The sequence below is a fragment of the Paenibacillus oceani genome (assembly GCF_014705615.1).
Taxonomy (GTDB): Bacteria; Bacillota; Bacilli; order Paenibacillales; family NBRC-103111; genus Paenibacillus_AB; species Paenibacillus_AB oceani.
In genome coordinates this window covers 1-21150 of sequence record NZ_JACXJA010000021.1, presented here as the reverse complement: position 1 = coordinate 21150, position 21150 = coordinate 1, and the positions used below count along the sequence as shown (strand labels likewise).

The window sequence follows — 21150 nt, the reverse complement described above, 5'->3', positions numbered from 1 at the left end:
GTTTATTTCGTGCCGAACAGCCGGTCCCCGGCATCTCCCAATCCCGGTACGATATAGCCGTGATCGTTTAAACACTCGTCGACGGCCGCCACGTAGATGTCAACGTCCGGATGGGCCTCTTGTACAGCCTGAATACCTTCCGGTGCGGCGATTAAGCACATCAGCTTGATCTGATTGCAGTCCCGTTTCTTCAATACTTCGATAGCGGCGTTAGCTGAACCTCCGGTCGCCAGCATCGGATCGATGACGATCAGCTCGCGCTCCTGCACATCTGTAGGCAGCTTCACGTAATACTCGACCGGCTGCAAGGTGTCCGGATCGCGGTACAAGCCGACATGTCCGACTTTGGCGGCGGGCAGCAGCTTCAGGATGCCGTCTACCATGCCGAGCCCAGCACGCAATATGGGGATAAGGCCGAGCATCCGGCCTGAGATGATTTTGCTCTCCGCCTTTTGTACCGGCGTTTCCACTTCTACGCTGACAAGCGGAATATCCCGCGTAATCTCATAGGCCATAAGCGTGGCCACTTCGTCCACCAGCTCGCGGAAATCTTTTGTGGTCGTGTTTTTATCCCTTATGTAAGTCATTTTGTGTTGAATCAGCGGATGATCACACACGTAAACCTTGCTCATAAACGTCCTCCCGGGCAGCATCCGTCGGTACGATCGGCGTCGAATGCTTGTTGCATCTGGTTTTTCCTGTCGAAGGCGAACCTTGTCTATTATATCACTGTACGTATCTCGTTGCACGAAACTTTTGCCCGCTCCCGGCGCGCTTTAAACCGCATTTAGCATTCCCTAAATTCCGGGATCTACTACATTCTCCTCAATCCGATGGGCCACATTCTACAAGCGGCGTTCGAACGAAAAAAGAGGACCGCAAGTTAGCGGTCCCCTTCAACGGATTGCTTATCATTTTAATAGCCAAGTCCCGCGTAGAGCGGAAATTGAGCGGTCAAGTCTTTCACCAGGCCGCGCGCTTCGTTATGAGCCGATTCGCTGGTCGGGTTTTTAAGCGTAAGCGCGATGATTTTCGCGATCGTTTTCATCGCCGCTTCATCCATGCCGCGGGCAGTAGCGGCCGGCGTGCCGACGCGTACGCCGCTTGTAAGCATCGGCTTGTTCGGGTCAAATGGAATGGCGTTTTTGTTACAAGTAATGCCGACTTCGTCGAGCAGATGCTCAGCGTCCTTGCCGGTCAGATTGATATTGCGCAGATCGATCAGCATCAAGTGGTTATCCGTGCCGCCGGACACCAGATCGAGTCCTTCAGCGAGAAGTGCTTCGGACAACGCTTTTGCGTTGTTGACGACCTTTTGCGCGTATGTTTTGAATTCCGGCTGCAGCGCTTCGCCGAGCGCTACCGCTTTAGCGGCGATGATATGCATCAGAGGACCGCCTTGCGTGCCCGGGAATACAGCTTTGTCGATCGCTGCCGCCCAAGGCTTGCGGCACAGGATCATCCCGCCGCGCGGACCGCGAAGCGTCTTGTGAGTCGTTGTGGTCACGAAGTGTGCGTGCGGAACCGGATTCGGGTGAAGACCCGCAGCAACAAGACCTGCAATGTGAGCCATATCGACCATGAACAAGGCTCCAATATCATTCGCGATCGAAGCGAGCGCTTCGAAATCGATAATGCGCGGATATGCGCTTGCTCCGGCTACGATCATTCTGGGACGATGCTTAAAAGCGGCTTTGCGCACTTCGTTGTAGTCGATGCGGGAATCCGTCTCGCTGACTCCGTACGCTACGAAATTATATAAAATACCGGATGCGTTAACCGCGCTGCCGTGAGTCAAATGGCCGCCATGGGCCAGATTCATACCGAGTACCGTGTCGCCCGGTTTCAAAGCCGCCAGATAAACCGCCAGGTTCGCTTGAGCGCCGGAGTGCGGCTGAACGTTGGCATGCTCTGCACCAAACAGCTCTTTCGCGCGGTCGCGAGCGATATCTTCGACGATATCCACGTATTCGCAGCCGCCATAGTAACGTTTGCCCGGATATCCTTCCGCATATTTATTGGTAAGTACGGTTCCCATAGCTTCCAGAACGGCCTGGCTGACAAAGTTTTCGGAAGCGATCAGCTCGATTTTGTCGCGCTGACGGCCCAGCTCCAAATTCATCGCTTCTACAATCTTAGGATCGGCTTTACGCAAATGTTCCATAATATTCAGTTCCTCCCGCTATATAGTAGTAAAGTGTATAATAATAAAATCTTGTAAAGGTTGTTCAAAAAGTCCACTTTTGATCACGAAGCAGATCAGGAAGCCTGCTCGACATCGAATATGGAATTCAGCCGGAACTTCCGGTGCTCTCGTAGCTCCCACTACGCTCCGCTCCTCATTTCCTAGCTTCACCCCATCTTCTCGGTGCTGAAAACCGGACTTTTTGAACTCGCACTTGCAGACTAATCACAAAAAGTACCGCCGCCGTCCTCCGGATCGGGCTGTTCCAGCTCGTATACGGCTCTCACCCCGCCGATCAGCTTCGGACGGGTATAGGCCATGTTGACGTGAGCATGACCGATCGTCCTTACCGACGGACGTGCCGGAACGGCAACGCGGCGAAGATGCATGCCGATCAGCGTATCGCCGATATCCAATCCGGCATGTGCTGCGATCGTTTCGACGACACAAGCGTCCTGCAGATGGCGGTAGGCGTATGCGGCCATCGATCCGCCGGCTTTGCCCACCGGTACAACCGATACTTCCTCCAGTTGAGGATAGGAGCGGAGCATTTCCCGCTCTACGACAAGCGCGCGGTTCAGATGCTCGCAGCATTGAAAGGCGGGATAAAAGCCGGCTTCCCGCCGCACGGTATCGACAGCCCGAAAAATATGCTCCGCTACCGCTCCGGTGCCGGACGTTCCGATCCGCCGGCCGATCACTTCACTTGTGCTTGTCCCAATCACGACGATCTGGCCCGGCCGTATGCCGCCCGCCTGCACCAGTTCGCGAAGAACCTGCTCTACGTCTTTGCCGATCCGGGCCAGATTCAGCCCTTCTTCCTTCTGCTTGCTACTCACGGAAAGCCGCTCCCCTTCCGTCTGCTTCAGCCGAGCCATTTTACCGGCTTTATGGATGAAGCGCGTATTTATCTTCAAGCTCTTTGATTTTGCGAATCCGGTTTTCATGCCGCGGTCCTTTGGAAAAATCGGTTCCGATCCACACCTTCACAATTTCGAGCGCAAGCCCAGGTCCAATCACCCGTTCCCCCATAGCGAGCACGTTCGAGTCGTTATGCTCACGGGTCGCTTTAGCCGAGAACAAATCGTGCACGAGCGCGCAGCGGATGCCCGGCACCTTGTTGGCGGCGATCGTCATGCCGATCCCCGTTCCGCATATGAGGATTCCCCGATCCGCCTCTCCCGCAGCCACTTTCTCGCACACAGGCACAGCATAGTCCGGATAATCGATGGAATCGGAGCAATTGCAGCCGAAATCCTCCACCTCATGCCCTTCCGATTTTAGTACAGCCACGATCTCGTCCTTCAATCGGAAACCCGCGTGATCCGCACCGATTGCGATTTTCATTCGTGCTACCTCCGTTCCTGAAGTTAGACTTGCGCCTGGTACAAGTTCAAATGCCCGCCGGCGATCACGCCCCGTCTCCGGGATATGCCGTCAGCTTTGACTTTGTACTAGTATAACCGACGGAAAGCGAAAAAAGAGCATGACTTGCGTTCCACGTGGAAACGCCGCTGCTCTTTGCCCAGGCGACCGGCCGTATTCCCCGATGCTCCATTGTGGTAATCTCCACTTGTCGCCAGTTACATCGGAGTCCTTACTCTTACCTGTATCATAACGCATCCTGTCAGCGCTGTAAAGACGGAAGACCCGTCTCCGCACCTGCTGCCACTCCGGGCGGGCAACTGCTCGCCCGGAGTCAGCCCTGCGCAAGCTTGCGTATCAACCTCACGACATAAGATTCGATCTCGTCGGCGCACTGCTCGTAGATTTCCTGGTCCCCGCCGAACGGGTCGGCTATATCGAAATCAGGCATCCCGAGCCCAAGCTGCTTCGCCCGGCGAAGCTCGTCCTCCGTAATCGTCTGTCCGAGCGCCTGCTTGATTTGCAGCTCGGAGTGAAACCGCTGCTGCTCCGCTACCGTTTCCGTAACCGAAGGGTCGTCCTCGGCAAACTCTTTGAGCGTGTACACTTTATCCGCAGATTCCGGATACCGGCGAAGGATCGTCTGCTTGTGCCCGGTCGTCATCGTCAGAATCAGATCCGCCCAAGCTATCGTCTCTCCGGTGAGCGCGCTTGATGTCAAACTACCCGCAAATCCCCGGCTCCGCAAAATGTTGGCGGAATGCTTCGAGATCGGCGAACCGTCCCATGCCGATACGCCCGCCGAACGGGCATCCGTGTTCAGCCCCGCCTCCGCCGCCAGCTTGCGAAATAACCCTTCCGCCATCGGACTGCGGCACGTGTTGCCCGTACATACAAATAAGATCCGTTCGTACATCCGTCTCCCCCCGCTTTCCCGCTTCTACATGTCAGTCAAGTGTAGTTAGGCAGCCACGACCGGCAGATTACGCATCTATTGTACCTCATGCATTCGTTTATATCAAAAATCGGATACCAAAGGCCAGCAGGATCACTCCTCCTAGCGCCTCCCCATACTCTCCGACCCAGTGCCCCGCCCTACGGCCAAGAAGCAAGCCGAATACGGACATCACGCCCCCGAACAAACCGAACATTAGGACGGTGAAAGCCAGGTCGGTGGAAAACATGCCGAGCGATACGCCAACCGACATCGAATCGATGCTGACGCTGAATGCGAAAAAACTCAGTCCCCATAACGTGCGATGATCGATCGGTTTTACCTCTTGGCCCCGAAGCGAGCTGAAAATCATATGTCCGCCCAGCAGCACCAAAAGCCCTCCGCCGGTCATCGTCGCGACATCGCCGAGCAGCGAGCCCAGATAATGCCCCATGAACATGCCGGCGAGCGGCATGACCACATGGAACAACCCAATGATCAAACTGATTCTAGCAATATCCAGCAGCCGAACCCCTCTTAGACCGATGCCGATTCCGAGGGAAAAAGCGTCCATCCCGAGAGCAATGCCCATAACGACTATCGTAATCAGTTGCCCCATCTCGGCCGCAGTTGCCAGCGCTGTCATGATATCCCCCCGTGTCCACAATGTTCCTAACCAACATATGCGGACAATCCGGGAAACATTCTAGCTTGTCATACTTGTACGATCCGGTGGCCGGCCGCTTTGTTCAGCCGGTTCATCACGGCGAGTCCGATCCCGTCCGAAGCCGTATACCCATCGGCCCATATTAGCGTAATCCCCGCTTCGTCAAATTGCCGCAGTGCGGCGTACAGCTCCCTGGCGGCAGCTTCCATATCGTCTTCACGGCCGCAGCGGACGACCCGATCGGCCTCGTACAGTTCCGTACGCTCCGCGGTGGTTAATACCCCCGTCCGCTCGCCGGACTGTTTCGCTTCCGCCAGCGTCCGGCGAATATACGCGGCCACTTCCCCGGGTTCTCCCTGCACGAGAGTCAGCTTGCCCTGCGGCGCATAATGGGTATATTTCATTCCCGGCGAACGGGGGGCGAACGCTTCTTCAGCCGCCGTCTCCACCGTCACTTCCACGCCGGGCGCAGCGCGGCGCATGTCGGCAACCGTAACGCCGCCCGGCCGCAGTACGCGAATTCGGCTGCCGCCGGCTTCGACGACGACGACCGTCGACTCGACGCCGACTCCGGCCGGGCCGCCGTCGACGATGCCGCCGATGCGGCCGTCCAGATCGTCACGGACGTGGGAGGCCAGCGTCGGGCTTGGTCGGCCCGAACGGTTGGCGCTCGGCGCCGCGACGGGACATCCGGCCGCGCGGATCAGCGCGAGCGCGACCGGGTGGGCGGGCATCCGCACCGCTACCGTGGACAGTCCCGCCGTGACGCGGGGCGACACCGCACCGGGCTTGGCCGGCAGCACCAGCGTGAGCGGCCCCGGCCAAAAAGCCCGCATCAGCAGGCGAGACGTGTCGTCAACGTGCCGGGCCAGAGCGTCCAGTTGTTCTTCATCCGCTATATGCACGATCAGCGGATTGTCGGACGGACGGCCCTTCGCTTCGAAAATCGCTTCCACCGCCACCGTATTTCCGGCATCGGCACCGAGGCCGTATACCGTTTCCGTCGGAAACGCGACCGTACGTCCGCGAGCTATCCAGCTTCCCGCTTCTGTCAAGAAAGGATGCGCCGAGGACGCATCCGATTGTACTTTCCATATCGTCGTATTCATTCGTTTCATCCCTGCTTTACCGTGTTCGGGGGTCCGGCCTTCCCGATTATTGTCCTTGCCATTATAGCGCGGATACGCAGGACTGTCACGCCGCATTCGATAAGCACTGCCAAGCTTGTAGATAATAATAGAGGATATTAGGCCACTGCGCTTTTCACCGAACCGATCATTTTCTTCAGCACTTCCCATACGAAAAACTTCAGCTCCGGTTCTTCTGCACCATCTTCGTCCGAAGCGGCTGCTTTGCCGGCGTCTTTCTTGCCTGCTTCCGGTTTAGAGGCTTCCGCTTTGCCCGTTTCTTTCTTGCCGGTATCGGCCTTGCTTGTATTGGTTTTAGCTGCGCTCGCCTTGCTCGTACCCGCTTGGTCGCCAGCTTTCGCTGCTGCTGCAGCTTCCTTCGGCTCTTCCGTCTTTTTTGCTGCCGCGGTGCCGGATTTAGCTCCGGCGAAGCAGAGCGGCGGGAACAGAACGCACCACCAGTTTTGCCCTTCCCCTTTGCCCAGCGTAATGCGGAGCGCTTCGTAGTTGCCTGCCGGATATACTTGATTGCCGTACATTTTGGCCGGGAACGGTACTTGCCCAAGCTCGACCTTGTAGTCGTAGCTGTACCCGTTGTGCGTCAGCACTTCCTGTACGAGCGCTTCCAGCTTCGGCAGATGAGCCCGAACGGCGTCTCTGGCCTCTTCAATGTTGCTTGGCTCGCCAGCCCATCTGCTTATCTCACGCGAAACCTCGTCCCGCAGCAGCATCTTGACCAGTTGATCGTCTGGAGCGTCGGAATTGGCTAATATACGCAGCCGGATCGCTTCCTCCGGAATGCCCGACTCGAGCAGAGCCGCTTGCGTCCGGTTCGAATCCCAGCATGTCATCATAACGATAAGTGCAAATCCTACTAACCAATAAGAGCGGAAAGGCAACCGTTTCACCATAAGTAACAACCCCTCTTTCGTCTTCCTGGTACCCAGTATGGACAGACGCGAGGGGTCTTAAACTATGAATCTATTAAATTTTTGGCGAACCTATCACATGACGCTCGATGCCGGCCAGATCGTTCACGATCTCGATCCGCTCCCAGCCGCCGCTTTCCCGGATCAGCTCCGCCACCTGACGGGCCTGTCCGCTGCCGACCTCGAATCCGATAACCGCCGGCCGCGAAGGAAGCTCTCCGGTCTGCTCCACAATGCGCCTATAAAACCGCAAGCCGTCAGGCCCTCCGTCCAATGCGAGATGCGGTTCGTGCTCCCTCACTTCCGGCTGAAGGTGCGGCATATCGCCGCTCTCGATGTAAGGCGGATTCGATACCAGAATGTCGATCGTGATCCGTTCCCGAATATACGGCTCCAGCAAGTCCCCTCCGTAAAACCGGACACGGTCGCCCACTCCGTTGGCCGCCGCATTCGAGCGGGCAACCTTAACCGCATCGGCCGATATATCGGTAGCCGTCACGGCCCAGGAAGGACATTGGACGGCTATCGTGACGGGAATCGCCCCGCTTCCGCAGCCGATATCGGCGACAAGCGGTCGGCCATCCGGCCACAACCGGCGGCCGACCGCGACGATCCGCTCCACCAGCAGCTCTGTCTCCGGACGCGGGATGAGGACGGCCGGAGTAACCCGGAACGGCAGCCCGTAAAATTCCTGCTCCCCTGTAATGTATTGCACCGGCTCTCCCTTCGCCCTCCGCGTCAGCACCTCGCTCCAACGGTCCCGGCACTCCTCAGGGAACGGCTCGTTCCAGCGCATAAAAAACTCGCTGCGGCTTACCCCGAGCACGTGCTGAAGCAGCCATTCCGCGGCCGAATTGTGATCCTGGACGCCTTGCTCAAGCAAAAAAGAAGAAGCCTGCAAACAGGCTTCCCGGATCGTCGTTGCAGCGGCAAATTGCGTATCGTTCATAACCGCCTTACTCTCCTTTTTCCAGCAGCTCGGACTGGGCTTCCAGCGTAAGCGCAGAAATGATTTCTTCCAAATCGCCGTTCAGCACTTGATCCAGCTTGTGCAGCGTCAGCCCGATCCGATGGTCCGTAATGCGGCTCTGCGGGAAGTTGTAGGTGCGGATCCGCTCGCTTCGATCTCCCGTCCCTACTTTGCTTTTCCGCTCGCCTGCATACTTCGCATCCTCTTCCTGCTTTAGCTTGTCGTACAGTCTTGCTCTCAGCACCTGCATCGCTTTATCTTTGTTCGAGTTCTGCGACTTTCCGTCCTGGCAGGAGACGACGAGTCCGGTCGGAAGATGCGTAATGCGGACCGCCGACTTCGTCGTGTTCACCGACTGCCCTCCGGGACCGCTGGAACAAAACGTATCGATCCGGAGATCGTTCTCGTGGATGTCCACCTCGATCTCCTCCGCTTCCGGCATAACCGCAACAGTCGAGGTCGACGTATGGATACGCCCTCCCGATTCCGTCGCCGGAATCCGCTGCACCCGGTGCGCGCCGCTCTCGTATTTCAACTTGCTGTAGGCGCCCTTGCCGCTGATCATAAAGACGATTTCCTTAAATCCGCCCAGATCGCTCATGCTCGTATCGAGCACTTCCGTACGCCACCCCTGCCCGTCGGCATAGCGGCTGTACATCCGATACAGATCACCCGCGAACAAGGCCGCTTCGTCTCCGCCAGCCGCACCACGAATTTCGACGATAACGTTTTTGTCGTCGTTCGGATCTTTGGGCAGCAGCAGCACTTGAATGGACGATTCCAGTTCGGCTTTCCGTTCCGTCAGTTCGTCGAGCTCCATCTTGACCAGTTCGCGCATCTCATCGTCCAGCTTCTCGCCAAGCATCAGCTTGGCCGCTTCATACTGCTCGGAGACGCTTCTATATTCCGTATACGCCTGATAGGCGTCCTGCAAGTCGGATTGCTCCTTCGAATAGTCCCGAAGTCGCTTTGAATCGTTAACGACGTCCGGATCACAGAGCAGCTCGCTCAGCTTTTCGTACCGGTCCGCCAGTGCCTGCAGCCGATCTAACATTCCGCCTTCACCTCCTTGTTCCTCCCAAAAGGGTAGAACGCCGTAGAAGGCCAGTTCGAACTCTTTTGGGGGCGACCCCGCAACTTACACGTTAAAACGGAAATGCATGACGTCCCCGTCCTGTACCACATACTCTTTCCCTTCAAGCCTCATTTGGCCTTTTTCCTTCGCCGCATTCATCGAGCCGCTCGTAACGAGATCGTCGTAAGAGACAACCTCGGCGCGGATAAAGCCCCGTTCGAAGTCGGTATGAATGACAGCCGCCGCCTGAGGTGCCTTCGTTCCTTTGCGGATCGTCCAAGCACGCACTTCCTGAACGCCCGCCGTAAAATACGTATACAATCCGAGCAGCTTGTAAGCGCCGCGGATCAACCGGTTCAGACCGGACTCCTGCAGTCCCAGCTCCTCCAGGAACAGCTCCTTGTCTTCGCCCTCCAGCTCGGCGATCTCCGATTCGACCTTCGCACTGATCGGCACGACTTCCGCACCGCCCATAGCCGCGTATTCGCGCACTTTGGCCACATACGGATTACCGTCGGCGTTAGCCGCTTCACTCTCGCTTACGTTCGCCGCGTACAAGACCGGCTTCATCGTCAGCAGATGCAGATCGCGTACGATCAATTTATCCTCGTCGGACAGCTCGACCGCACGGGCCGGCTTATCTTCATACAACGCCGTCTTGATCCGCTCGAGCACTTCTACTTCCTGGGCGTACTTTTTGTCGCCGCCCTTCATATTTTTGCGGGAACGGTCGATCCGCTTCTCCACCGACTCGATGTCGGCGAGAATCAGCTCGAGGTTGATCGTCTCGATGTCGCTGATCGGATCGACTTTGCCCGATACGTGAGTGATGTTATCGTCCTGGAAGCAGCGGACGACGTGCACGATCGCATCGACTTCGCGGATATGAGCGAGGAATTTGTTGCCGAGTCCTTCTCCCTTGCTCGCTCCCTTGACAAGACCGGCAATATCGACGAATTCGAAAGCGGTCGGAACGATCCGGTCCGGAACGACGATGTCGGCCAGCTTCTGCAGTCTCTCGTCCGGTACTTCTACAACGCCTACGTTCGGATCTATCGTACAAAACGGATAATTGGCCGATTCGGCACCCGCTTGGGTAATTGCGTTAAACAAGGTCGACTTGCCGACGTTCGGAAGTCCGACTATGCCTGCTTTCAATGCCATGAAACGAAACAACTCCTCATCTTCCAATCTGAATACTCCCATCATTATATAGCACGCCCGGACTATATACAATCAGGCTCCGGCTGGAAGGAAGAGAGCTGGGGAAAAAATCGCGCAGCAGGGCATTTTGCCGGGACCCGTTGTATCCCCGGCATGGCAGAAAACGGCTCCTTATCCACAGTCTATTCACAGGTCTGTGGATGTTATCCTCATTTTATCCAAAGGTTATCCACATGTTAGCAACAATGTCTGAATATTTTGAACTTCCCATCTATTTTTACGAAATTTCTCTACCGGTTGAAGTGCGTCCGCTTCCTATTTTCATGCATATGGTCAGACCTATCTTACGATTTCGCCGAACACTCGGCGTTGCCGCCACTTCCCGCTTTATCCGCTGTCCTAAACGCTTTATTAGGCCCGCCAATACGGATTCGACGAGGCTCGACGGCGATTTTCAGCTTATCCGGAGGACGAATGGGCCTTGAGTCCGTTCATCCGGACTACTTGCCAACGCCAGCCTTGATTTCCAGGAAGATATTGCCCTAAAATGATGAGAAAGCGTATATTTGTGGTACAATATCCCCAGCCACACCGTTGTTATCTACAGCTCCGAACGACTTATGCACAACTTTATCCACAGCATGTTAACAAGAATAAATGTTCGCCGTTAGACGCCCGCTATCCACATGGGAATAACGGAACGGAAAAGGATCGAATCGATGGACTCTTATGAGGATAATCACGAGTTATGGATGGAAGAAGCGATAAAGGAAGCGAAAAAGGCGGAGGAGCTGAAGGAAGTTCCGATCGGGGCGGTGATCGTCAAGGAAGGGCGAATTATCGCCCGGGGACACAATCTGCGGGAAACAACGCATGACCCGACCGCCCATGCGGAGATGATCGCCATCCGGGAAGCGAGCGAAGTGCTTGGCGCTTGGCGGCTGCTGGACTGCACGCTGTACGTAACGCTTGAGCCGTGTCCAATGTGCGCCGGGGCGATCGTGCAGGCGCGCGTCAAAACCGTCGTGTATGGGACCCCCGATCCGAAAGCGGGCTGTGCGGGAACTCTGATGAATCTGCTGCAGGAAGAACGGTTCAATCACCGGACGGAGCTTGTAGACGGGGTTCTGCGTGAGCGGTGCGCCGGACTGCTCACTGACTTTTTCCGCAGCTTGAGGGGGAAGCCGGCGGCTGAGGCGGCTGCTCCGATCGAACCGGCATAAGCAAGCAGCCTGTAGGTGTAGCGTTCGCGATGATAATCCAATATCCCGAGCTATTGCGAAAAGGCCGCCACCTTCTATCTAGGTGAACGGCCTATACTCCGGTTGTGCAGCTATCGCCGCAGCTGCCTGCCCCTGCCGCATGAAAATCTCAAACGGAGCAGACATTCTGATCGGGCGAAATCGCTTACGCTAAAATAGCCTCAATCTTCTTCAGCGCCTCAGCCGGCAAAACGACTCCCGACGCCTTCACATTCTCCTCGATCTGTTCCGGGCGGCTCGCTCCGATAATGGCGCTCGAGACGTTCGGCTGGCGCAGTACCCAAGCAAGCGCCAACTGCGACAGCGTCAAGTCCAGCTCGGCGGCCACCTCGCCAAGGCGTTCCACGCGAGTCAGGTTATCCGCAGTGAGGTAACGCTGTATCGCTTGTCCTGCGCTCGCGGCCCGGCTGTCTTTAGGCACTTCGGCTCCGGGCTTGTATTTGCCGGAAAGCACCCCTTGTGCGAGCGGCGAATAGACGACTTGACCGATGCCGAACTTCGTACCGACCGGAATGATCTCCTGCTCGATATCCCGCCTTAGAATACTGTAAGGCGGCTGGCTCGCTACGATCCGGTCGAGCAGCTTGCGGTCCGCAATCCCGACCGCCTCGGTCATCATCGAAGCCGTCCAGTTGCTGACCCCTACATACAGCACCTTGCCTTGCCGCACCAGATCGTCCATCGCCCGCAGCGACTCCTCGATCGGCGTCGACGGATCGATACTGTGGCAGTAATACAAATCGATATATTCCATCCCAAGCCGCTTCAGACTTGCTTCGCATTGCTCCATAATATGTTTGCGCGACAACCCCCGGTCGTTCGGACCGTCGCCCATCGGACCCCATACTTTGGTCGCCAGAACGTATGAATTGCGCTGGTAGCCGCGTAGCGCTTCGCCGACTACGCGCTCGGCCTCGCCCTTCATATACACGTTGGCCGTATCGAAAAAGTTGATGCCCGATTCGACAGCAAGCTTGATCGTTCCTACCGCATTTTGCTCCTCCACATAACCGCCGTACGTCAGCCAACTGCCCAGACTGATCTCACTTACTTTCAGCCCGGACCCGCCCAATCTCCGGTATTGCATCCTCTTATCCCTCCCGAACCGTCTCTATAGCCAAAAACCGGAACCCGAACGTCCCGGCTCTCCCCCAATTGTAGCATACCGCCCGGATGCCTGCCCACAGCTAACGGCAGATTGTCCGCCGCAAATTAGACGACCATCCGTTTCACTTTCTCATCCGTCTCGCGAATGTTCAGTTGCATTTGCGTATTCTGCTTAAGCAGCGTCTCCAGTGTAGCCGACAGCTCCTCCAAGGTGGCCGAGGACTGCTGGCTTACCGCAGCGAAATGCTCGGTCGATTCCTGGATCGATTCGGTAGCGCTTCGGATCGACTCCATCATCTCGGAGTAACCGACCGACATCTCATTAAGCTCGGTAACCGATTCGCTGATCTCCTGGAACGATTGTCGCGTCTCCAGTACAGTAGCCGCATTGTGCTTCATCTGTTCAGCGATGACGCTCATATTGCCGCTTGTAGCCGCGGCATGCTTCGATACTTCACCGAGCTTCTCCGATATTTCCTCCGCCGACCGTCGGCTCATCTCCGCCAGCTTGCGAATTTCCTGGGCTACGACGGCGAAGCCTTTGCCGCTTTCCCCCGCCCTGGCAGCTTCGATGCTGGCGTTAAGCGACAACAGGTTGGTCTGTTGCGCGATCTGGTGAATCGATTCGTTGAATAACGTGACTTCCTGCAGCGTCCCGGTCAGCTCGGCGATCGTGTTTGACATCGTTTCGATGCTTTGCTGGAATTCCGTCGTCACCCGGAACATCGTATCCATCTTGTCGCTGCCTTCCATACTGCGATCTCTCGCACCTTCCGTTTTGTGCTTCAGCTCGATGATCGATTGCAGCATGCCGTTGACCTTATGCCCGGTCTCCTGAACCGAACGGTTAATGGACAGCGTAGAGTCGACCTGACTGTTCGCACCGTCGGCAATTTCCTGGAACGCCGTATTCATCTCTGTGAACGACGCATTGTTCTCTACGCTCGCTTGGGCGATTAACGTCATATTGGACGAGATGGCCGACGCGCCTTCCAGCAGCCGTTCCTTGTCCTCCTTCTGCTGGGACAACAGCTTGACCGTCTCGATCCCGAACGCTTCCATTCTTCTGCTCATATGCATAGCCGTACTCAGCAAAGCGATGATCATGGAGCAGATCAGCACGTAGTAGATGAGGATCGTCGTTTCGTTACCGGCTATGCCCGGGACCGTATGTTGAGCCAACAGAAAATAAGCCAGCAAGGAGGAACTGGCTGCCAGACTGACTACGGTTGGCCATACGCTCATATACACCGCACCCAGCAACAGCCCGTAGTATACGCTGAAAATATTGCCGATGGACTCACTTTGCAGAGCGGTGGTGAACGAAATGGCGGTGTTGCCGATAATCGCTATGTAAGGCAGAACGTACGGGTACCGTTTCGTAAAATGCAAAAAACCGAATACGGCTAACAGCCCGATCAGTAAGCCCATAAGCAGTCCCGAATTGCCCGCATCCCGGGAGGCGCCCGACAGAGCCAAAATACTCGTTAACGCCAGGAGACACGTTACGGCCAATGCGATAAAAACGACCGTGTTTTTTCTCCTCATGACTTGCAGTTTAATCGACTTTTGAATGTCCATGATGTCACTTCCTGCCGAATCGTAGTTTTTTATACCTTGTACAAATTCAGAACTAATGATGTGGCTTGAAAAAGAGGAGTTGGCCGTTGGCAATTCCTTTTCATTCATAGGATAAACTGTGAAATTGTACCTAGCCTACTCGAAATTAGTCGAATATGCTAACGCTTTCAATAATCTCGACGACAACTTTACAGTCGAGTTTCGTTTTATTAGCCCTCTTATACCGGATGAGTCAATCTCATAACGCGATCAGCGACCGTACCGTATTAGCCGGCAGCCGCCCGGTATGAAATTGACTCTAATCGACGATTTTATTAACCAGCCCTTCCATGCTTTCGACACGAATCATCTTGTTGCGGATGCTAATGATCCGGTCATCCTGTAGTTCCTGCAATACTTTCGTAACCGACTCGCGCACCGTACCGACCATATTGGCGATTTCCTGATGCGTCAGCTTGATCGAGATCTGGATGACCCCTCCCGCCTTCGGCTCCCCGTACTCCTTGGAGAGCTGGTGCACGATCTTTAAGACGCGGGTGCGTACATCGAGGAACGTCAGATTGCGAATCTGCTCGTTCGCCCGGCGAAGCCGATTCATCGTAATTTCCAGCAGTCTCATGCACAACCCCGGATTGCGGTCGACATATTCGTAAAAGGTGGACCGTTTGAGCGTATAAATAACACATGGCTCAAGCGTCTCGGCATTGGCCGAGCGGGTGCTGCCCTTCTCGATGATCGACATCTCGCCAAAAAAATCCCCGCTTCGGAACAGAGCGAGCGTGATCTGCTTGTTGTTATCGATTCGGTATATTTTGACCGTTCCGGACCTGACGATGAAGAGTTCTTCGCCCTCGTCCTCTTCCAGAAACAAAATCGTATTTTTCTTATACTTCCGCTCGAAAAAAAGGGCCGATATGCTCTTCAGCTCCTCCTCGTTCAAATCTTGGAACAAAGGAATCTTACGGATGAGAGCGGCCACCTGCTCCATGGAAATAATCCCCTCTTCTCTTCGTATTCAGTGTCCACTCCTGCACCCCTTATCATACCATGAAGCGCCGGTTTTGGTATAGATCTCCTCCTTCGCGTCAAGCCCGCTGCTCCCCGCCTCATACAACGCTCTGCTCCATACGAAGCCCGCTGCGGTACGTCATATTCCGCTCGCAAATATCCAGCAGATGACGTTTCGGTCCCTTGACCGGAACCGTTATTTTGGCGGGCAGCCCCCGGCTCTTGGCAGCTTGCCTGAGCGGCTCTGCACGTTCCGCATCGTTCGTGACGATCTCGACACGGCCTTCGGACGGGACCATCCGGAGCAGCTCCTCCGCCCACTCCCCGGTTTCCGGCACCGGTTCCTCTACCCGACGCTCCACGAAACGGCTGCGAAGCATCCCGTATTCGATCGGAGCCGCAAGCAGTATATCGCCGTCAAACAACAAGACGATCTGGCAAAAATCGCGGGGGATGTTAACCGCCTGATCATCCAGCATGCTTTTTAGCGTATTGGATCTCGTGTACAGCTCCTTCGCCTTCTCGAATTGCAGCTTCTCCGAGCATTCCTCCATGGCCGTGACCATCTCTGCCGGAATCGCCCGGGCGTCCGACAGCAGCCGAGCAGCACCAACCACACGTTCGGCGTACTGCTCGGCCGACTCCAACTGCTCGCAGATGCCTCCGCAAGTTTCGAAATAGTAGCGCATGCACAGACGCCGCTCTAAAGGCTCGCATGTCCGCAGCCGGTAACGGGCGATCGCGAACTCCAGCGAATAATTGCGAAATACCGGATTCGGAAACGGTCCGATCAGCTCTCCGTCTCCGCAACTCTCCGCCTTCGACTGCGGGGTTAGACGGTCCTTATCGACCGCAACGAGACGGGGAAGCGGCTCCCGCGTGACCGCAATGTACGGATACACAGAGGGCTCTCCTTTTTTGGACCGGTTATACGGAGGCAGGTAGTGCTGGATCAGATTAGTCTCCAGCGAGAAACTTTCGTTTTCATTCCGGACGATCATAATTTCGATGGAGGCGATCTGCTGCACCAGTCTGGCCGTTTTCTCCCGGTCCGGCTTGGAATGGAAGTAAGACGCCAATCGTTTGCGCAAATTGATCGCTTTTCCGACATACAGCAGTTGGCCGTGTTCATGAAACATCAAGTAGCATCCCGGTCCCTCGGGATATAGGCTCGGTTCGAAACGGAACGGGCTTCCCACCGCATGCCCCTCCTTCCCTGCTTCAAATTCCGGGTCTGTCCTGTATCTGTTAGCAATTCGGCTGCCGTTCTTGACTTCCTCCTTTCCGCTGGTTTTTATTTTTTACCCCAGCTTACATTAAATGGTTCCATATCCCAGTAATGTTGACATTTGTGAGACGGCGGGAGATAATAAATGCAATACGAGTGGTAGGACTGGGCATTCCGTTTCATTTCTGAAACGGGGTGCCTTTGCGCTTATATATGGCAGTTTACATTTAATGGATGTGAAGGAGGTGGTGCCATGTTCCGCTAGTCATACAAGCCGGGTAGCCGTTTTCCAAAGCCCGGCGGACAGGGCGCGACGTTCAGAATCCTTTTGCTTGACGAATTAACTGATAAGGACGCGTGTGAATATGATCCAGATTAAAACGTTTACGGATACGTTGCATGCCTCTGCTGAAATAAAAGCAAACCGGTTTCTAGACACCCTGGAGGCCAGTCAGTATATCGAAACCAAGTACGCGCTGATCCAAACCGGTGAACCGCACTCCTTCATAAAGAGAAGCATTATGATTGTGTATCATGCAAAACCCGGCGCCGAGCCGGATGCACAAGCCGTAAAGAGATCCGGATGACAATCGTCGACAGCAGCCTGCAATTTTGGTTCGTCCCTTGCCTGAAAGAGGGAGCTGATGCCGCCGGACTCTATTCTCCTCCCCTTCATCCCTATTATCGAATACAAGGAGGAGACGAGAGATGTCGTCCAGAAAACCGAAAATCAAAGTGCTGCCGAAGCAGCAGCCAAGCACAAGAGGCACGTGTCCCAACTGTTCCAGTACAGGCGTGAAACTCGTTCACGAGCTTACCCGAGACGACGGTACGGTATGGCAAGTATGCAAGCTGTGCCGCAACAAGAAGAAGTTAAAAAAATACGAACGGAAATCCGAGGCGGCTTCCGAGTGATAAGGTGATTGTATGAGCGGCAAATCCTATATGGAAAAAGGGTTCCCGCGGAATTCGAGCCCGTTTCCCTTGTTCGAAACTCCGGTGTGGAAATGTTCCGATACTTCGTGCACGTGTTGGATGAGGGTCGATCTTGCGTTCGAGGAGAGCCCTTCCTGTCCGATCTGCAGCAAAGAAATGGTGCTAGAAACCAAAATGCTGCCGAAGCTGACTACCGTCAAATCGTGACGATGCAGGTAAGCCCCTTGCCGGTTAGGCAGGGGCTTTTGCATTCGTTCCGGCGATTCGCCGCTTCGCTTGGGGAGGTCATTTAATTTCCTTCCTTATTACAAACACGATCTTGCGTTCCCCTCAACCTTGTGCTATATTAATCCTTGCATCTTTCTTTCACATGCGCCCGTAGCTCAGCTGGATAGAGCGACAGTTTCCTAAACTGTGCGTCGTGGGTTCGAATCCCGCCGTGGCGCGCTTATCAATCCACCATAGCTTGACGGAACGTGGCTCAGCTTGGTAGAGCGCTTGGTTCGGGACCAAGAGGTCGCAGGTTCAAATCCTGTCGTTCCGATACTTGTACATCCTATCGCGGCATTTCTGCCGCGTTTTTTTGTTTGTCTTCGTTTAATGCCCTCTATCCCTCCAGTTCCATAGACGCACTTCCCCAACCCGGGGCGCTCTCACCCAGGGCTCCTGCTTCAGCTTCAGCAACTCCTTGGTCGGACCGGTGACTACCGCCCCGTACAGCTTGACGCCATGCTGCTCCACATAGCCAATCGTTTCATCCAGTTTCATGAAGGGGGCTGCTTTTTTCGTAATCGCTCTGTACTCTCTCAACAAGTACAACGTTTTCTTAAAATTATCGTTGCGCAGCTCTCCGTCGCCATTAGCTTGTACTTGCGGATAAGAAGAGAGGCTCGACGTAACCTTGCTGAATAAGCCGCGTTTTTCCTCCGAATAACTTTCCAGCTTCTTATCGTCATGGTGCCAGATCGGCATATAGGGAAAGCCGATGGGATCACTCACCCAACTTCTGCCTGAGTTGTCCTGGCCGTTATCTACGGCGAACCAGAGCGGCGTCAGATTTCGGGATTCCAGCAGCTTCAGCAGATCTTCCGTCTCGTACAGCCGGTCCAGCGAGAAATACAGCTCCGACACGGTACCTTCCGGCAGCTTTTCGAGAATCGACCATTCGGAATCCCCGTTGTAGGTGCTGGAGTCGGGAAGTCTTGCAAACCCGCGTCCGTTCGTATTTCGCTCCTTCCATGACAGGACCGGGCCATTCGTACGATTAAGCAAAAACCTGATCGAGTAATCTCCCGCCGATACCCTCGCGTCTCCGATCTGCTTGACGAGTTCTCCTTTCAAATCCATCGTAAAAAACGCGTTGCCCTGCGCGTTCAGATGAACCTCGACATTAGGCTCTGTAACGGCGATCGCAGACGATACGACGTCTCTGTATAAATCCACACGGTCCGGCTCTCCCATACTGTAAAAAAGCGCCGTACAGGCGGAACTGACGAATGTCACAGCGATTAACAAAGAAAGCAGCGTCAGGGCATTGGACAGGCGTGCCTTCCATTTCCCTCTGCGAATAATATTGGCTTCCTTCCGCAGCTGCCGCTTGTTCTCGCTTTCAGACGGTTCCGCCTGCCGCCCGCCCCGTATTCCGCTTTTGTAATCGACACTTTCCGTGAGCTCCTCCAAGTAGCCTTGGTACAGCTCCAGCTTCTCGATCTCCCGCTCCACTTCTTCACGTTCATCTTCCGGCAGGCTGCCCTCCGCATATTGCTTCAGCTTTCGCTTAAAATCCTCGCTCATCCGGATTCCTCCACTCTTCGTACTCTCTTAGCTTTTGTCTGGCCCGAAACAGTAAGATTTTGAAATGGGACAACCGGATGCCCATAATATCGGCAGCCTCCTGATAAGACAGCTGGTGGAAATCGTACAGCAGTATTGCATGCCTCTGGTTGTCCGGCAGTCCGGCTACAACCTTTCCGATTTCCGTCCAGATTTCCTGGCGGAGAACGGCGGTTTCCGGCGTATCGCGATCGGCCAGACGTTGAAAGTAATCCGTTCCGTACACCGAGCTGCGACTTTCCTTCCGCATGTAGTCGATAAACGCATGGTAAGCGACCCGGAACAGCCACGGCTTGATTTTATCTTCCTTGCAATCGTCCAAATGCAGATAGGCCCGGTAAAACGTTTCCTGCAGCAAAACCTCCGCTGCATGCTCGTCGCGACAGAGAGAGCGCAAGTAACGAAAGATGTCTTTGACATACTTACGGTATATGGAATCCAAACTGTTCGTCTCCATTCGCTCCCCCTCCCTAGTATCCACGAATGAAAGCTTGGAAAGTTACGGACGTTTTGAACAAATGGGAAAAGGGTAATTAATCTTGGCTCGCGCACATTTTGCTTTTCTGATTCTTTTTGGGTAGCATGGAGAAAATAAATGCGGGAGGAATGCTGATGAATACGATACAACTGTCCGAACGCTCCATCGAAATCCGCTACAGAGACGAAGGAACCGGGTTTCCCGTCTTGCTGATGCACGGTTTTTGCGGCAGCTCCCATTACTGGGATGAAGTCGTGCCGTTATTGAAAGGATGCAGAGTCATCGTACCCGATCTGCCCGGTCACGGACAATCCGGAGTCCCGGCGGCTCCGTATGCCATCGAGTCGTTTGCTGACGATATGGCGGAGCTGCTGCGTCAATTAAACGTCGGGAAAGCGGTATGGATCGGCCACTCGCTTGGAGGCTATATCACGCTTGCAGGGGCGGAGAGACATCCGGATCGGGTTCAAGCGTTTGGGCTCGTCCATTCCACCGCTTTCCCGGACGACGAGAAGGGCAAAGAAAATCGCCTGAAATCGATCCAAACCGTACTCGATTCCGGCATCGTTCCGTTTATCGACGGACTAATTCCGAAGCTGTTCGCCCCGGATCACGTAGAAACGATGAAAGGGAAAGTTGCCGAAGCGAAAGAGATCGGCTACATCACTCCGCCGGAAGGAGCCGTCTTAACGCTTGAAGCGATGAGAGAACGGCCCGACCGGAATCAGGTTATAAAGAACGCTTCGTGCCCGGTATTGCTTCTGGCCGGCGGTTCGGATCAGATCATTCAACCGGAGAAGACGTTCTCGGTCTCGGGCAACTCGATCAAACAGGTTTTGATCAAGGACAGCGGCCATATGAGTATGATGGAACGGCCAAGCCGGCTTGCGCAAGAACTGCTTACTTTCGTGGAAGCCGTGCAGGGCTGACGAAATACGGCGCTGGTCGGACATAGAAGCGAATCGGCTGGTTGTCTGGTGCTGTACGGCGGCGGACGGGCACGGACTCAGGATTGACTAAGTTTGTTGGATTTGTTGGGTTTGCTGGATTCCACCTTTCGTGCCGTTCCGAAGGCGTACGTTCTGGAGTGTTGGCGTCATAAGAGCGGTTTGAGACCCTTATTCGGCAGATTTCAGCCCAATGCTAAAGATTAAGAGCGGTTTGTACCCCTTATTACTCCGAATCTGGTCGGTTTCCGGTCTTGTTCAGGGAAATAGTAGAGTAAAGGGCTGGGATTACCAGCCCCTCCTCATCAAACCGTACGTGCGGTTTTCCCGCATACGGCTTTCCGATGTTCTTCA

22 protein-coding genes, 2 tRNA genes and 1 riboswitch are annotated in these 21150 nt (G+C 55.0%); of the genes, 7 read left to right on the top strand and 17 right to left on the bottom strand.

Annotated features, from left to right (window positions below; all coding sequences use genetic code 11):
* Nucleotides 1–2 precede the first annotated feature (2 nt).
* From upp to ychF, 11 genes are all read right to left on the bottom strand, one after another.
* A complete protein-coding gene (gene upp / locus IDH45_RS16430; RefSeq protein WP_190929214.1) occupies nt 3–632 on the bottom strand; it encodes a uracil phosphoribosyltransferase in 630 nt (209 codons plus the stop codon).
* A gap of 284 nt (nt 633–916) precedes the next feature.
* Entirely contained in the window at nt 917–2164 is a 1248-nt protein-coding gene (gene glyA / locus IDH45_RS16425; protein WP_190929213.1) for a serine hydroxymethyltransferase, read from the bottom strand.
* Between the two features lie 242 nt (nt 2165–2406).
* Nucleotides 2407–3024: a TIGR01440 family protein gene (locus IDH45_RS16420; protein WP_317891222.1), complete on the bottom strand. Its 618-nt coding sequence runs from the start codon at nt 3022–3024 to the stop codon at nt 2407–2409.
* Between the two features lie 49 nt (nt 3025–3073).
* A complete protein-coding gene (gene rpiB / locus IDH45_RS16415) occupies nt 3074–3532 on the bottom strand; it encodes a ribose 5-phosphate isomerase B (RefSeq protein ID WP_190929211.1) in 459 nt (152 codons plus the stop codon).
* Between the two features lie 169 nt (nt 3533–3701).
* Nucleotides 3702–3782: riboswitch (ZMP/ZTP riboswitch) on the bottom strand.
* A 102-nt stretch (nt 3783–3884) separates the two neighbouring features.
* Nucleotides 3885–4466, bottom strand: a complete 582-nt coding sequence (locus tag IDH45_RS16410) for a low molecular weight protein arginine phosphatase (RefSeq protein ID WP_190929210.1) — start codon at nt 4464–4466, stop codon at nt 3885–3887.
* Nucleotides 4467–4563: 97 nt separating this feature from the next.
* Entirely contained in the window at nt 4564–5130 is a 567-nt protein-coding gene (locus IDH45_RS16405) for a manganese efflux pump MntP (RefSeq protein WP_190929209.1), read from the bottom strand.
* Between the two features lie 68 nt (nt 5131–5198).
* Entirely contained in the window at nt 5199–6269 is a 1071-nt protein-coding gene (locus tag IDH45_RS16400; RefSeq protein ID WP_190929208.1) for an L-threonylcarbamoyladenylate synthase, read from the bottom strand.
* A gap of 128 nt (nt 6270–6397) precedes the next feature.
* Nucleotides 6398–7189: a stage II sporulation protein R gene (gene spoIIR / locus IDH45_RS16395; protein WP_190929207.1), complete on the bottom strand. Its 792-nt coding sequence runs from the start codon at nt 7187–7189 to the stop codon at nt 6398–6400.
* Between the two features lie 73 nt (nt 7190–7262).
* Nucleotides 7263–8156 carry a peptide chain release factor N(5)-glutamine methyltransferase gene (prmC, locus tag IDH45_RS16390; RefSeq protein WP_190929206.1) on the bottom strand — a complete coding sequence of 298 codons (894 nt, stop codon included), beginning with the start codon at nt 8154–8156 and terminating at the stop codon, nt 7263–7265.
* Between the two features lie 7 nt (nt 8157–8163).
* Nucleotides 8164–9231 carry a peptide chain release factor 1 gene (prfA, locus tag IDH45_RS16385; protein WP_190929205.1) on the bottom strand — a complete coding sequence of 356 codons (1068 nt, stop codon included), beginning with the start codon at nt 9229–9231 and terminating at the stop codon, nt 8164–8166.
* A gap of 84 nt (nt 9232–9315) precedes the next feature.
* The gene (ychF, locus tag IDH45_RS16380; RefSeq protein WP_190929204.1) at nt 9316–10416 is read right to left on the bottom strand and encodes a redox-regulated ATPase YchF; all 1101 of its coding nucleotides are present in this window, start codon (nt 10414–10416) and stop codon (nt 9316–9318) included.
* Between the two features lie 719 nt (nt 10417–11135).
* Between ychF and tadA the strand changes: the two genes are divergently transcribed.
* Nucleotides 11136–11639 (top strand): tRNA adenosine(34) deaminase TadA, encoded by a 504-nt coding sequence (tadA, locus tag IDH45_RS16375; RefSeq protein WP_190929203.1) that lies wholly within the window; start codon nt 11136–11138, stop codon nt 11637–11639.
* A 184-nt stretch (nt 11640–11823) separates the two neighbouring features.
* Here tadA and IDH45_RS16370 read toward each other — a convergent pair whose 3' ends face one another.
* The 4 genes from IDH45_RS16370 to IDH45_RS16355 form a co-directional block, all read right to left on the bottom strand.
* The gene (locus IDH45_RS16370) at nt 11824–12765 is read right to left on the bottom strand and encodes an aldo/keto reductase family protein (RefSeq protein WP_190929202.1); all 942 of its coding nucleotides are present in this window, start codon (nt 12763–12765) and stop codon (nt 11824–11826) included.
* A gap of 125 nt (nt 12766–12890) precedes the next feature.
* Nucleotides 12891–14366 (bottom strand): methyl-accepting chemotaxis protein, encoded by a 1476-nt coding sequence (locus IDH45_RS16365; protein ID WP_190929201.1) that lies wholly within the window; start codon nt 14364–14366, stop codon nt 12891–12893.
* Between the two features lie 298 nt (nt 14367–14664).
* Entirely contained in the window at nt 14665–15354 is a 690-nt protein-coding gene (locus IDH45_RS16360; protein ID WP_190929200.1) for a Crp/Fnr family transcriptional regulator, read from the bottom strand.
* A gap of 118 nt (nt 15355–15472) precedes the next feature.
* The gene (locus IDH45_RS16355; protein ID WP_190929199.1) at nt 15473–16513 is read right to left on the bottom strand and encodes a GIY-YIG nuclease family protein; all 1041 of its coding nucleotides are present in this window, start codon (nt 16511–16513) and stop codon (nt 15473–15475) included.
* Nucleotides 16514–16967: 454 nt separating this feature from the next.
* Between IDH45_RS16355 and IDH45_RS16350 the strand changes: the two genes are divergently transcribed.
* From IDH45_RS16350 to IDH45_RS16330, 5 genes are all read left to right on the top strand, one after another.
* On the top strand, nt 16968–17189 hold the full coding sequence (locus tag IDH45_RS16350; protein ID WP_190929198.1) for a hypothetical protein: 222 nt from the start codon (nt 16968–16970) through the stop codon (nt 17187–17189).
* Between the two features lie 121 nt (nt 17190–17310).
* A complete protein-coding gene (locus tag IDH45_RS16345; protein WP_190929197.1) occupies nt 17311–17517 on the top strand; it encodes a hypothetical protein in 207 nt (68 codons plus the stop codon).
* Between the two features lie 12 nt (nt 17518–17529).
* Nucleotides 17530–17745 (top strand): cold-inducible protein YdjO-related protein, encoded by a 216-nt coding sequence (locus tag IDH45_RS16340; RefSeq protein WP_317891221.1) that lies wholly within the window; start codon nt 17530–17532, stop codon nt 17743–17745.
* Between the two features lie 165 nt (nt 17746–17910).
* Nucleotides 17911–17985: transfer RNA gene (locus tag IDH45_RS16335), tRNA-Arg, on the top strand.
* A gap of 23 nt (nt 17986–18008) precedes the next feature.
* Nucleotides 18009–18082, top strand: a tRNA-Pro gene (locus IDH45_RS16330).
* Nucleotides 18083–18135: 53 nt separating this feature from the next.
* Here IDH45_RS16330 and IDH45_RS16325 read toward each other — a convergent pair.
* Together IDH45_RS16325 and IDH45_RS16320 are read right to left on the bottom strand one after the other, a co-directional pair.
* Nucleotides 18136–19332: an anti-sigma factor gene (locus IDH45_RS16325; protein ID WP_190929196.1), complete on the bottom strand. Its 1197-nt coding sequence runs from the start codon at nt 19330–19332 to the stop codon at nt 18136–18138.
* The gene (locus IDH45_RS16320; RefSeq protein ID WP_190929195.1) at nt 19316–19828 is read right to left on the bottom strand and encodes a sigma-70 family RNA polymerase sigma factor; all 513 of its coding nucleotides are present in this window, start codon (nt 19826–19828) and stop codon (nt 19316–19318) included. The genes IDH45_RS16325 and IDH45_RS16320 overlap by 17 nt, the downstream gene beginning before the upstream one ends.
* A 155-nt stretch (nt 19829–19983) precedes the next feature.
* Between IDH45_RS16320 and IDH45_RS16315 the strand changes: the two genes are divergently transcribed.
* Nucleotides 19984–20778: an alpha/beta fold hydrolase gene (locus IDH45_RS16315; protein ID WP_190929194.1), complete on the top strand. Its 795-nt coding sequence runs from the start codon at nt 19984–19986 to the stop codon at nt 20776–20778.
* Nucleotides 20779–21150: the final 372 nt, after the last annotated feature.